Raw genomic sequence first — 12,039 nt, 5'->3', positions numbered from 1 at the left:
TCCAGCCGGAGATGTCGCCAGCATAGGAGCGGCAAGAAACCCGGCACGGTTCAGTGTCCCGATCAACGTCGCCATGAGTATTTACACCTGTGGCGATCAGGGTGCTGTGCCACGGATCGCCACACTTCTCGGCAACGCTTGTCGATCATCGTGAGGCGTGTTTTTCGGACGTGTATTGCTTGGCCGGATTGGGGCCAGTAAAGCCTCAATGCTGCTGCTTGCATGTCAGGTGTGCCCGAATGCTGGCTAGGATCTTGGCGCGGTGCTCCGGGTTCGCTGCCATTTTCGTACGTTGAACATGTGAGCTTTCAAGTAATTCTTGTTCCTTCTTTCGCGCCAGGTCGGCCGATTTACGCTGTTCACTGGGCGATTCTCCGGTCCAGTCGATCCCATCGAGCCTGCGTCTGAGGTATGCCAACGGTGAGACCAGGCTTGATCTTGTTGGCCAGATCCACCCCCGGTCTGCTGTGTCTCGGGAAAGCGTCTGTGCGATGTCACGTCCTGTCCATCGCGTCGTATCGATCTTGACATCGCGGAGAAGATCACAGATCGCCCCGATATGTCCGGTCGGTCTGAGAGCCGGCGCATGATTGACGAGTTCGGCTGCAGTCCTCTGAAGTGCCAGAGGCCGCGGTGTGATCCGAGAAGTGCTTCGTTTTTTTGTTGTGAGCTGGGCTCGCGCGTGCGCGCGTTGGTGAGTTCTTCCTAACGGAAGAACTTCAAAAGATAAAAAACCAACACTAGATAGGGTGTCAGTTCCTATCGGCCCTGGTCGACTGCTGTGGGGCTGATAGACGCGATTGACGTCGGGCCTCAGAGAGTTGTGAGCTCTGTGGCGGGTTGCTCTTTCAGAGGCGCGAGACGGTCGCGTCTTGGCGAGTTTGCGGTGAGGTGTCGTTGCCACGATTGTTCGAGGGGATGACAGTGACCATGTCGATGCAGCGCGGTGCTGTTGACCCCCGTGATGGGCTTCAGCAGCCAGAAATTCCAGGGTTTTGAGGTTCCGTCCCCGGACGTGTTCGATGCCCATTCCCAGCGCGATGAGCACTCGCCTGGCGCGATTGACAGAGGATTCGCTGACTTTGGCCCGGGCAGCGATCGTTGATTTCGCTGCGGAGACCCCGCGGCCGGTGTGGGATTCGGCGAAATGTGCGTGAGCTTGTGCCACTGCGTAAGCCTTGTCGGGCTTGATCAGGTTGCGCGCGCACAACGCCTTGCCGGCCGGGCTGGTGGTGTGATGCCGGAATTGGCGGAGCCATTCCCTGCGTGATGTCCACACTGGAACGCGTGCTTGTTCCGTTGGTTCGACAGGTAGGGACCAAGAGCGTCCACGCTGGTAAGTGGACTCGTTGAGTTGCCGTGTAGCGGATTCGAGGCGCGCGATACGTGAGAGAGCATCATCGACTGCCGCTTGCCATTCGTCGACTTCTGTCGATTGAGGAACAGCGGATTGGGTGCCGATGCGCGACACGCCGAAGGTTGGTGATATGGAATGAGTTGGGCTGTATTCAGGGTATGCGCTACCCTGAGACATACCTGCCATAGGTAAGTCCCTTCCAGGGGGATGCAGTACGAGCAGAGAAAGCGCTAACTTTCGAAGCTCACCTCTCGAGAATGTTCGAGAACAGATGTCGGAGAACCTGCCAGTTCTCAGTCGACGTCAAGGACCTGCCAGTCCTTATTTCGCCGCGATGCGGTCCGCTCCCAATCACCCCCTTCGGGGGCCTTTGTGCTTTTCAAGAGGTCTGCGCTGTTTAGTTAGGTATCGGGCACTTCGTTCGTTGTCGGCTAGGGGCGGCCTCCCTGTCTGCGGATCCGCTGTACGCGCGTCACGGCCGCGGTTGTTCGGAAGGTCTGTTCGATCCGGCGGCCGCACATCGGTACCACTGTGGGTACGGTGCTGGCTTGCTCGGATGGGACATTCGGGACGCAGAAGTGTGATCCGAGCGCCGCGAAAGCCGAAATGTGATCTGGACGTGCCAAAAATGACACCGCGAATACGTCCGCGAGTATGGCGGAATTGCGTTTCTGCGATATCATCGAGTAAGCACCGCCTCTTCCTTTCGAGGTAGTGGTGGTCACCGCCTCTTCCTTCACTGGGTTAGTGGTGGTCAGGGAGCTGGGAAGCTCTCACAACCGCATAAACGGACAGCCCCCGATGCCGCCAAGCCCTGGGGGTTGTTCGCTGTCTAGGGGTAGTTCATGCGCCGACCGCAAGCTGCTCGATGCGGCGCAGTGATCCAGCGGCCTCGACCTCAAGCAGTCTCAGCTGGTCCGGATGCAGTTTGTCGATGATGTAGTCCGGTATGTCCAGTCCATGGGTGATGGCCAGTATGAGCACGGAGTAATCCCCAGCAGGGATTCCGAGTTCGGCGGCCCGATCCTCGTACACCTTGTGCTGCTTGAGGGGAGCACGAGTCGCGATGTGTCCGCGAGGTCCCTTGTTGTGCTGTGCCATGAGGAAAGACTAGAACCAATCTGTAACTGATACGGGTAGGCGCGCTTGTTCGGTGTGTCGCGTGTGGTTGATGTTGCCATGGAGTTCTGAGGGATTTTGCGGCGGCCCGCCTCACAGACCGCCGCCGGCCCGACCAGGGAGGGGCTTGACGGACCACCTCTGCGGCTTCGCTGAAGGTGGGGTTTGGGTGCGTTGGCGGTCGGCGGTTCGATGATGGGTCTAGCGTCGGAATCGGGTTCGATTCTTCGGGAGCGGATGGAGATGCTTGGCTCTCATGCTGTCAGACGCCGGGGAGGTTCATGTGCGACTGAACGCGGGGGAGGGGTTATGTAACCCGCGTGTTTGACGGCGCTTCCGCAGGCTGCTGCCGTGTGTCCTGGAGATGGATGGAGACGGGGGTCTGTGGACAGTCGATGGTGCGTCTGCGAGCTCGATGGCTCGGGTCACGTGTCGAGAGGAGCACCTGAAAGATCCGGAAAGGCACCTTAACCTGTCAGCTGCCGAACGTAGGTTTCCAGCGGGGAGGGTTTGTGCCTTCGTGTCCGCCTGCGAATCGTGAGGGACTTCGGTTGGGGGAGGTCGATCCGCATATATTGTCACGCGGAATGCTCTTTATCGCAGTTGCGCAGAGGATTTCGTTCACCGGATTCGAACATTAGGGTCGTGCGTCGTTCGGCTTCCGTGAGTACATTGCTCGGATCGACGTATTGACGGTGCGCTGTTCGCGCACTCGAAGGAATGCTTCGCATTCCGTCAATATTCGTTTCTCAGGACTCAAAGGTTCCACAACGCCAACAGTTCGGCCCGAAGACTGAGCGAGCGAACGTAGTGGTTGGACCGCAGTTGTGCGCTGGGGTGCCCGACCTCGACGAGATACCTCTCGGTGTCTGGCACAGGAAGCGGTAGCAGGTCGTTGCGAACGCGGAGAAAGAACTGAAAATGACTGGGGGAATCCGGTATTCGATCCTGGTTGGATATCACGACAGCGGGTGGCAATAACAATTCGTTGTCCGTGGAGACGCGGATGACGACGTCCCCACGTGCCATGCTGCTTGGTTTTCCGAGTCTGAGTGTTTCGAGTCGGTATCTCACGCTCGGATTGACCGAAAGATGCTTCGTTGAAGTCTGTTTCACAGGCGCGATGCGCACGGAGGGACGGGTTTCGTGATCGCTGACTTGCCTGATAAATACTCGGTTGGTCGGAGCAAGAGGAAAGTCGTTGTCAAGGTTCTGCATTCGGCCAGTGATGCCAGGTATGGGTACGGCACGCCCGATCGCCCATTCGCGCGCGGCGTTGTCGATGAATATTTGGTCTACAGCAGTGGTTTCGTCGATATTGTTGACGAACGCGCGACTGTCGGCAACCACTTGGGGGTCATCGGAAATGACGACCGCTTCATGGGTGAATGTGGAATTTTCGGAAGCATTCGGCGAGCCGATTACAGCTCGTTGGTTCGTCACGATGACCTTGGCGTGCAGTGTTGACGACGACAGGATGCGAACGCCCTTGCTGAGGTAGTGCGCAAGAACGGCAGGTGAAGTGGCGTGGGCGCGGATCGCCGCGGTAGAAGCATTGACGATCAGAAGGTCTCCACTGCGAAGTGGAAGTAGTTCGGGCGCAAGGTGTCCGAGATAGGGAACAGCGGCATAGCGTGGGCCTCGCGTGCGGATCGCGCGAGTGATGTGTGGCCACGGGTTCGGTCCGTGGAAGCTGGTCCCCATAGCCTAGAACGGTAGCGCGAATCGGGCCCGATTTCTGGCTCCTGCGTGAAAGCTGCCGTCGTTCTGAGTCGTCTCCGGAGCAAAAGAAACTTCCGGATATCTGTGATCTGTCGTGGAGGTCGAAGAATGTTGTAGCGATCAACCCTGCCGGGTCAGACGGCGTTATACCCCAGTGCGACTGCAGCGCTGTCGATTCGGCGTGCGATTTCGATACGGGACGGTGGCAGTGATGGCGCCGGACGGGTGGGAAGGGTCTGCTGCTTGTTCGAGCAGCGCCCCGCGCAGTGCACCGGGAAATTTGCCGCGGTACGCGATCCCGCGGGGGTGAGGGCGGGCGTGGTGGATCGTGCGGGCCCATGCCTGGAGGGGCGTGTAGTCCTGAGATCGTAGGCGCTCGCCGTGTGGATATCGGGTGACTGATGTAGTGTCGCTGGCGGGCCGAGTCGATTCGTGATCAGTGCTCGAAAAGTGAACGTGCAGAAAACTTCTCGGCATTCTAGTGTAGGTCGGGCGGCGTGGTCTTCATGAACTGATGGACCCGTGCCTCGTGACGGGGAAGCCGGGCGTGTTGGGCTGCAGTGGAGGTTCGTCTACTACTCTTTGGCAGCCTCTTGTCGCGAGTTCAGGTGAGGTGGCGGCTGGGAGGCGTCAGCGTGGCTTCGGCGCCCCATCAGATAACAGGCGGTAGGGCCGGCGTGATGGTTGTGAGCGCAACGTAGGACATGGCACTCACTGGAGACGTTGTGGGGAAGACGATTCCGTTGAGATAGATCCATGAGGTTGCGACGGCACCGGCGATCAGTGCTGCGATTGTCACGGTGGTGGCTGCGCGCTCGCGGAAGAGGAGCATCACGGCCCCGGCGCTGGGCTTTCGGGCGGGGTCAGCGCGGATAACCTCTGGCTACGGTGCGTGCAAGGATACCGAGCGTGGCTTTGAGAGATCCTTCGGCGATGACGGGAAAGATTCCTGCTTGCCGCCAGGCGGGGCCGATATCAGACCAGTCGTAGTACGAGGTCACGAGGGAACTGTGGCCGTCGTCGGCCGGCTCGATCCGATATCCGTAGACGTGCCCGATCGGAGGCCGGACAGTTCCGAGGATGGTCCATGCTATTTCGCGTTGGGGAACAAAAGTTTTGATCGTCACTGTGACGTCGTACTGTCCCATGGGTAGGTCGCCCAGAGCTTCGCGATCCATGTGGACGACGAATTCGTCGCCGGTCGCGGTCACGAGTTCGCCATCTGCGCCTATCAGCATTCCGGATCCGTCGATGGCGACGTGCCCCTGAGGGTCGCAGAGGACCGCGAAGATCGATGCGGGGTCGGCACGGATGGTGCGCTGTACTTCGATCCGTTCGCTAGTCATGTGGCGAATGCTGCCATACCGCCGATCGGTCGGCGAGGTTTCTCTCGTTCGGTGGGTGCATTCATCGGCTTCGGTCGGTGAGGCGGGGTGATGCCCGGACATGTCGGATGCTGCCGTTCACGCGCCGGATGGTTGAGTAATCCTGAGCGGGGTAGGTGATCCATGGAGTCTTCGCGAATGCTCGTGGAGAGCGTGGGTAATCGACCGTGTGGATACTGGGTGACTGTTGTAGTGCCGCTGGCGGATTGTGTCGACTCGTGAGAGGTGCTCGACAAACGAACGTGCGGAGAGTTTCGCGATAATTTAGTGGCGGGGACAGTTCCATTCGCCGAAGAACCTGGCCATGGCACTGGGCGGTGAGGTGGGGGAGCTGTGTGTCGAAATCGAACCACTGTTCGTCGATCCTCGTTTGCCTCTGAACTCTGCACCCGTGGACAATGGAACGCAACGGAAATGGGGATCTCACTTGTGCGCGGTACTGATAGGCGTCGTTGTCGAGCGTTTTCTGTGGAACTTAAGTGCTAACGCACCCCTTGTTGAGATGCCGAAACTACGACTTAAGTCGGAACAATTGAGATAAATCAAGAAAACTGGCACGAGTTCTAAAACACTGTCTACGGTTACTTCCACATCGTGATCGCTCGGCCCTAGATCCCGTCCTTCGGGTGACGGAAATTCTTACCGGCGACATGCGACTGTCCGTTGCGAAGGAGTGGGGCCGAAGTCGCTGGTGGAGTCGTGGACTGCTGTCCTCAACGTCGGAGCGGCACCGTTCGCAGGAGCGGGCAGTGATGTTTCGGCGATAACGACGACCGTGATGGGTCGACTAGGTATCGCGGCAGATGATCGACCGTGGCGGTGGATCGCTTTGTCCTTTGCCGCCGTCGGCCAGTTTGTGCAGCGGGTGTATTTAGCGGCGAGGCCCTTGGACAACCGCGACCCGACGTGGAGTCTGCTCGACCACGACAGATGGGCATCACGGACAGCTGCGATGGTCATTGCGGACGCCGAGCGTGGGATCCTGCTGTGACCTCCGCGGGTACGCCTGCGCGTGAATGGTGTCGGTGTCGAGCGGTTCACGTCACCAGGTTTTCACGACGTCCGTGATCGATTCCGGCGCGGTCACCGTGTCGGCAATGCGGGTGGCGAAACCCGTGTAACTGATATGCGGCCGAACGAATCCTCTTGCGAGGTATCACTGTAGGGATCGCCTGCGCATGGTGAGAAGTTCGGCGAGTTCGTTGACCGGCTCCCAGATCACTGGTTGGGGCACGTCCGGGGCGCTCTGCCACCGCATTCCGCCGGAGATCCAGCGTTCACGCCACTGTTCATGCGTGCTCGATTGCCTGCTGTGGCGGTGCTGGTCGGCGCCGGGGGCCGCGTCGAACGTGAACGCGCACGCTGGACACCTCTCGCCGGAACCCGAACCATCTCGGGCGTAAGGCCGCTCGCGTAATCCAGGGTATCCACAGACTTGGCACCGAAAAGTCCTGGTAGTCGAGGGGACGATGTCGACGACAACGCCCTTGCTGCTGAACTTGGTGGGGTAGTCGTCCTCCAGGAGGTCGAGTGCGGTCCACTCCACCCCGGGCTCGATCTGGTGAAACCGGAAGGTGCCGCAATTGCTGTTGACGAAGATCATGCAGCGAACGGGGGCGGGTTCGGGCAGATCGTAGACAAGCTGGGCGAATTCGCGGGCGAACGCGATCCCTTGCTCGAGCAACGCGCGTTGATCGGATCTGGTGATGAACGGTCCCATCGACTCGACCGGAAGGCCGGAGGGAAGGAAGTCTTCCGCGACGGCATTCGGGGCGCGCAGTGGCACATAGTCTTCGAGGTGGAATGAACTGTCGTTGCATTCCCACCCGGTGTAGTCGAAGAAGTTTGCCGGCGGACTCTCGTCGTCGGCACGTGAGTCCGCCCAGACCAGGAGCTTTCCGCGGCGTTCTATTCCGCGATTCAACTTCGCCCTGAGCTGCGGCGTGAGGCCGTCGGTGGGGTCGATCGCAGAGAACCCGACGCCGACACCCAGGAATGCTGCGGCGTTGTCGGTGATCCGAATAGTGAGCATGTGCTCATGCTTCCAGTGACCGCGCGCTTCCGCTGGCAGGTGGTCCTGTGGTGCGGCGCACGACGGGCCGAGCGCACTTGATGAGCGTTACGGTCTGACGATGACTCCGATTGAAATCGACCTTCCGGATCCGGCTGCAGCACATCGGATGCTCGCGGGATGGGCGGCAGCGTACGCGGCAGTTTTCTCCTTCTCTGACCTCCATTCGACCTTCACCATCGAAAACAATCGAGTCACCGACCGTGACGGCGGCGGATCACACTTCGACTTCATTTCGCTGCCGAGCGGTCGTGCTGCGATCTGCGGTTTCGACCGGCACAGCCCTGATCCTGCTGTGGAGGGCGGCCGCGCCGTCTTGTGTGATCACGGTGCCGAACCCTGGTGGCTCGAAACCGCCAGCAACGATGAAATCCTGAACTTCGCCTACGGATACGAGTCCGGGAGGTGGAGAGCTGTTGGCCATGATCCGACACGCGTTGTGCCTTTCGTCCTTGCACCGGGTTCGTCCAGGGAGCCGAATTCAGCGCTCTCCTCCCTCGCGGACTTCCTTGAGCAGGCTTCGGAAGACCTTCTCGGGCAACCGGTACGCGGAGATGACGCGGCCCTCCGCGCGTTGCTCAATGCTGGATCGGACCTCGACGAGCTGACTCTGTGCTTAGCGCTGGTGGGGGAGTACGAGTACCTGCAGGATGGGCTCGAAGCGGCAGCTCTGTTTCGGCTCCACGACTCTCCGCGGTGACCGTCGGCTCACCGCGGCCAGACGACAGTTGCCGGTCGCGTTGTGCGCCAATGGACGTGTGGTCAGACCGGCTCCAAGAGTGACGGGTTGTTGTTGCGAGGGCTGTTCACCGCAGTCGAGACTTCGTAGGGCTCGAGATGCGGCTCCGGAACCGAGTTGATCATGGCCTGGACCTCACCTTTGTCGGTGAGGTTCGGGTCGAGCCAGTGCTCCCAGAATGTCTCTGGGAGGATCAGCGGAGATCTGTCGTGTATGTGTCCCGAGGCATCTGTTGCTGGTCGAGTCAAAACTGTACAGGTCCATACCCACTTGTTTGGATCGTCTTCTGGCAGTTCAGGATCGGGCCACAACTCGTAGAGTCCAGCCATTGCGATCACGTCGCTTTCTCCGTGGAGAAAGTATGGAATCTTCGACCCTGCTTCACTTTTCATCCACTCGTAGTATCCATTGGCCGGAATGATGGCGCGCCGTTTGGATGCACTGCTTCTGAATGATGTTTTCTCGGTGACGGTTTCGCTGCGGGCATTGATGAGCTTGGATGCCATCTTCCGGTCTTTCGCCCAGGCCGGCAGCAATCCCCATTTGACAGATCTGAGTTGACGCTGGGGCTCGTCGTCCGGTTCTTCGCGTGGGGTGCGTTCGAGGATCACACGAGGTGCCGTCGATGTCGAGGACGTCGAACACGTAGTACGAGGTTGCGACCTCGTTGCGGAGCTGAGCGGTGGGCCGCAGGACGTGCATTCGTCGTTGCAACAGGGAGAAGGACGGGACACCGTCCGGTCCGAGTGCGACGATTTCCCCGTCGAGGACGGTTTTGCGGTGATCGAGCACAGAGCGGAGCGCGTCCACGATCTCGGGGAACGATGCGCTGATGTTGTTATCGTTGCGCGACCAGAGCACGGGCGACTCGGAACCTGTTGTGGTGATGGCTCTTTGGCCATCCCATTTCGATTCGAAGGCCCAACGCTCCCCTGTCGGGGGCTGCCCGAGCGTGGCGAGCATCGGCGGCACTGGTTTTCCGGTGGTGGCGCTCATACCTTCCACTGTGCGCTGGTTTGTACTGGTTTCGGCCGATTTTCGGAGGTTGAAACAATAGTGAAATGAGCGAGACTACAGAACCGGATGAGACTCGAGGGTGGAGCCCGGCCCCGGACGAGGGCCAGGCCGGCACGGTGCTGACGAAGGACGGCCAGTGGGCGTACCGCTACAAGGACGGCGCGGAGCTGATCATGCTGAAGATGCCGGATCGTCCAGCCGCGAGGTAGCCGGCAGAATTCATAAGATCAGGTCGCCACATGTGACCGACCTGCAAGGATCTTGCAGGTCAGGACCTCAGCTTTCGCTGCGGTCTGGTCAGTGTGGCGACCTGATTCTCGTCGCAGGGTACAGAGTAGTACGCGGGTCCGACATCTTCGATGCAGAGATCTAGGGGCCGGTCTCCGGTTAGTCGATCGGGGAGAGCGCGGACGCGTGCAGGAGGGACAAGGCTCCGAGTAGTTCGATACCGAGAAGCCTGCCGTCTCTGTCGAAGTCGAGGACGATCTGGCCGTCAGAACCATCACAGTCGACGTGCTGCTGGCGCACCGCATCTCCGTTCGCCCGGTCGGAGGCCACATAGATGTATGAAGCGTCGGCGTCAGGGTCGTATGTTGCCGCGAATGTCAGATGCATATCGAGAGAATAGTTCTGGGCGAAGCGTGAGGCGACTTGACGCTGTCGCCGTGCCGATACTTCAACACGTGAAGTACCGGCACATATCCTCGTCGAACGCGGGTTCATCCAAATCAGTTGGGACCGTTGAAGAATTCCTCGGTGAGGATGTCCGCGTCTTTGAGTCCACTATCTCTCAGCTTCTTTTTCATCTTCAAGGATGCATACACGTAGGGCAGGGCGGATCGCGGATCGGTGTCGTAGTCCTCTTCGCTCCCGCCCAAGAACACGAAGACTCGCGGCGTGATGCATTGTCCGACGTCCAAGCTGGACAAACCGGCCCGCTGCAGCCAGAAGGCAAATCGGTCCAGTGCGCAGCCGTTCAAGATGGTTCCATCTGCGATTCTCAGCAGAAGAAGCCCGTACGGTAGCAGTTCCTCTGCGATGCCTCGGGCGGGATCGTAAATGTAAACCATTGTTTCAGGTTCGTTCTGAGTCAGCTTGTCGAGAATGAAGAACTGGATGCCACGCCAGTCCTGAGCGAAGCAGTACATACGAGGGTGATCGAAGTACTGGGATAGCAAGTCAGAAAGCCGATCCGAGATCGACTCGTCGTAGACCTGGAACGCCCCACTTCCCAAAGAGAGAGAAGTTCTTCCGCTGGGATTGCCACCGGAACCCATGGATGAGTCCTCACTGTTGCGGTCCTGTAGGGGCATTTCTTCGGCCTGTGGGGCGCTTGGAAACGCTGGGCCCTGCACCAGAGCTATCCACCTACAGGCCGAACACCACAGCTCATAGCTGATGTCCCCGTCCGCAGTGGAAAGGGGTTCATCGAAGGGAATCCACTCGACCGTCAAATCTCGCTGATTGCAGTTCGGGCACCGAATTCCTTCGAAGGATCCTTCCCGGATTCTGGCCGCAACGAACTCCGGCACCGGCACTGGCGTCGTACGGACCTCATGGCTTGAAGGCGAAGTGGGAAGCTGCGTATCGCCCACATGCGATCGATCGAGAGGCGGCGTGGGCGGGAGGTCGGGCCACCGATCAGGTATCGAGGGGCGATACGTGTCGCGGGAGCCTTTGCGGACGAGGTAGATGAGCAGAGCCACCGTCCCCGCGATGATGATCAGCACGGCTGTTTCTCCGTTCGCTGGGGGACCGGGGGAGGACTCGCTGTCACGGAGTCGTCGGCGGCGCGGCTGTTAGTCAGAGCCGGCACGTTGTTGGGCGCTCTCGCGTAGTGGTCAGATCAGTAAGCCGAGCGTCAGAAGCGTGAACGCGAGCACTGCGGTACTGGTGGCGGCGCCGGTGAGCGTCCGGTGTCCCGTGAAAGCCAGCGACGTGGCCTGCAGCGCCAAAGACACTAATCCGGTGCCGAAGGCGGTAAGCAGGACAAGTTGGGGCACGGCCACAGCGCGGTCCAATCATGTTCATTGTCAACGGAACAACGACCCGATGACACCGCCGATGACGTCGACGACGAAGTCCACGACTGTTTCGAGGACGCGTTCTGCGAAGCGCCGCAGTCGACCGGGTTGCGAGGGAGCCATGTCGTCGGTACCCGTAGGGATTCAGAGGCCGCGGGGGAGTGCGATGGGGGTGCAGCGTTGCCGCGCTCGGCTACGACGACTCGACCGGAATGTCACTCCGCCGGACGTGGCTGTTGCCATGCGGACGTGGGGTTCACACGACATGTGCGCGCTCCTTCTGTCGGCGATCGCCCGGTCAGCCGATTGAGGACCGCGGGGTCTCGTTACCGACAGTCAACGCTCTTGCGTGAATATTCAGCAATCATTTTGCGCGGTTCGAGAGTGAAATCACACAAGACTGAAAGCGTTCTTGTTCTTCAAGAATTTTCCAGCGCGCGACGGCCAGCGTAGGCCGTCGAGGTCAGGTGAGCACCGTCTGGGTTATGCCATGGTTACCCGTCGGGCGTCCCAGATTTGGCGGGGAGGGGTGTGTTTTCATGCGCCGAGTCCGACGTTGGTCCAGATGTCGAGGTAGGTGGAGTAGTCAACGAAGTACGGGGGCT

The 12,039-nt window shown here is 59.7% G+C and carries 13 protein-coding genes and 1 pseudogene; 3 read left to right on the top strand and 11 right to left on the bottom strand.

Annotated elements, in window-relative coordinates; translation table 11 throughout:
- Window positions 1–2,200: 2,200 nt before the first annotated feature.
- The 4 genes from H7C86_RS35740 to H7C86_RS35725 form a co-directional block, all read right to left on the bottom strand.
- Window positions 2,201–2,458 (bottom strand): hypothetical protein, encoded by a 258-nt coding sequence (locus H7C86_RS35740; RefSeq protein ID WP_007733695.1) that lies wholly within the window; start codon window positions 2,456–2,458, stop codon window positions 2,201–2,203.
- A 774-nt stretch (window positions 2,459–3,232) separates the two neighbouring features.
- Window positions 3,233–4,180: a phospholipase D family protein gene (locus H7C86_RS35735; RefSeq protein WP_182263388.1), complete on the bottom strand. Its 948-nt coding sequence runs from the start codon at window positions 4,178–4,180 to the stop codon at window positions 3,233–3,235.
- Window positions 4,181–4,850: 670 nt separating this feature from the next.
- A complete protein-coding gene (locus H7C86_RS35730; RefSeq protein ID WP_125461380.1) occupies window positions 4,851–5,033 on the bottom strand; it encodes a hypothetical protein in 183 nt (60 codons plus the stop codon).
- A gap of 28 nt (window positions 5,034–5,061) precedes the next feature.
- The gene (locus tag H7C86_RS35725; RefSeq protein ID WP_182263387.1) at window positions 5,062–5,544 is read right to left on the bottom strand and encodes an SRPBCC family protein; all 483 of its coding nucleotides are present in this window, start codon (window positions 5,542–5,544) and stop codon (window positions 5,062–5,064) included.
- Between the two features lie 712 nt (window positions 5,545–6,256).
- Here H7C86_RS35725 and H7C86_RS35720 point away from each other — a divergent pair.
- Window positions 6,257–6,574 carry a hypothetical protein gene (locus H7C86_RS35720; RefSeq protein WP_080911100.1) on the top strand — a complete coding sequence of 106 codons (318 nt, stop codon included), beginning with the start codon at window positions 6,257–6,259 and terminating at the stop codon, window positions 6,572–6,574.
- Window positions 6,575–6,739: 165 nt separating this feature from the next.
- On the opposite strand, the gene H7C86_RS35715 is transcribed toward H7C86_RS35720, so the two are convergent.
- Window positions 6,740–7,615, bottom strand: a complete 876-nt coding sequence (locus tag H7C86_RS35715; RefSeq protein WP_080911099.1) for a hypothetical protein — start codon at window positions 7,613–7,615, stop codon at window positions 6,740–6,742.
- A 100-nt stretch (window positions 7,616–7,715) separates the two neighbouring features.
- Here H7C86_RS35715 and H7C86_RS35710 point away from each other — a divergent pair, with 100 nt between their 5' ends.
- Window positions 7,716–8,354, top strand: coding sequence for a hypothetical protein (locus H7C86_RS35710; protein ID WP_019749991.1), 639 nt, complete (start codon window positions 7,716–7,718; stop codon window positions 8,352–8,354).
- A 62-nt stretch (window positions 8,355–8,416) separates the two neighbouring features.
- Here H7C86_RS35710 and H7C86_RS35705 read toward each other — a convergent pair whose 3' ends face one another.
- On the bottom strand, window positions 8,417–9,127 hold the full coding sequence (locus H7C86_RS35705) for an SOS response-associated peptidase (protein ID WP_019749990.1): 711 nt from the start codon (window positions 9,125–9,127) through the stop codon (window positions 8,417–8,419).
- Window positions 9,060–9,356: pseudogene (locus tag H7C86_RS35700) on the bottom strand (ATP-dependent DNA ligase); the annotation flags it as partial. The gene H7C86_RS35705 and the pseudogene H7C86_RS35700, both read right to left, overlap by 68 nt.
- Before the next feature lie 98 nt (window positions 9,357–9,454).
- On the opposite strand from H7C86_RS35700, the gene H7C86_RS35695 reads away from it, so the two are divergent.
- Window positions 9,455–9,619, top strand: a complete 165-nt coding sequence (locus H7C86_RS35695) for a hypothetical protein (protein ID WP_019749989.1) — start codon at window positions 9,455–9,457, stop codon at window positions 9,617–9,619.
- Window positions 9,620–9,797: 178 nt separating this feature from the next.
- Here the strand turns inward: H7C86_RS35695 and H7C86_RS35690 are convergent, their stop codons facing one another.
- From H7C86_RS35690 to H7C86_RS37775, 4 genes are all read right to left on the bottom strand, one after another.
- A complete protein-coding gene (locus tag H7C86_RS35690) occupies window positions 9,798–10,025 on the bottom strand; it encodes a DUF2283 domain-containing protein (protein ID WP_019749988.1) in 228 nt (75 codons plus the stop codon).
- A 113-nt stretch (window positions 10,026–10,138) separates the two neighbouring features.
- Window positions 10,139–10,687, bottom strand: a complete 549-nt coding sequence (locus H7C86_RS35685) for a hypothetical protein (protein ID WP_125461304.1) — start codon at window positions 10,685–10,687, stop codon at window positions 10,139–10,141.
- Window positions 10,688–11,251: 564 nt separating this feature from the next.
- On the bottom strand, window positions 11,252–11,419 hold the full coding sequence (locus H7C86_RS35680; protein ID WP_019749985.1) for a hypothetical protein: 168 nt from the start codon (window positions 11,417–11,419) through the stop codon (window positions 11,252–11,254).
- Between the two features lie 159 nt (window positions 11,420–11,578).
- Entirely contained in the window at window positions 11,579–11,701 is a 123-nt protein-coding gene (locus H7C86_RS37775; protein WP_256921942.1) for a hypothetical protein, read from the bottom strand.
- Window positions 11,702–12,039 lie beyond the last annotated feature (338 nt).

The sequence above is a fragment of the Rhodococcus sp. UFZ-B548 genome, from assembly GCF_903819475.1.
Lineage (GTDB): Bacteria > Actinomycetota > Actinomycetes > Mycobacteriales > Mycobacteriaceae > Rhodococcus_F > Rhodococcus_F erythropolis.
Note: the sequence above shows the minus strand (reverse complement) of the source record. Positions and strands in the feature narration are given on the sequence as shown.

Coding starts and splice junctions, on each gene's coding strand:
- H7C86_RS35740 (WP_007733695.1), bottom strand. CDS start 2,458: ATGGCACAGCACAACAAGGGACCTCGCGGACACATCGCGACTCGTGCT.
- H7C86_RS35735 (WP_182263388.1), bottom strand. CDS start 4,180: ATGGGGACCAGCTTCCACGGACCGAACCCGTGGCCACACATCACTCGC.
- H7C86_RS35725 (WP_182263387.1), bottom strand. CDS start 5,544: ATGACTAGCGAACGGATCGAAGTACAGCGCACCATCCGTGCCGACCCC.
- H7C86_RS35715 (WP_080911099.1), bottom strand. CDS start 7,615: ATGCTCACTATTCGGATCACCGACAACGCCGCAGCATTCCTGGGTGTC.
- H7C86_RS35710 (WP_019749991.1), top strand. CDS start 7,716: ATGACTCCGATTGAAATCGACCTTCCGGATCCGGCTGCAGCACATCGG.
- H7C86_RS35695 (WP_019749989.1), top strand. CDS start 9,455: ATGAGCGAGACTACAGAACCGGATGAGACTCGAGGGTGGAGCCCGGCC.
- H7C86_RS35690 (WP_019749988.1), bottom strand. CDS start 10,025: ATGCATCTGACATTCGCGGCAACATACGACCCTGACGCCGACGCTTCA.
- H7C86_RS35685 (WP_125461304.1), bottom strand. CDS start 10,687: ATGGGTTCCGGTGGCAATCCCAGCGGAAGAACTTCTCTCTCTTTGGGA.
- H7C86_RS37775 (WP_256921942.1), bottom strand. CDS start 11,701: ATGTCGTGTGAACCCCACGTCCGCATGGCAACAGCCACGTCCGGCGGA.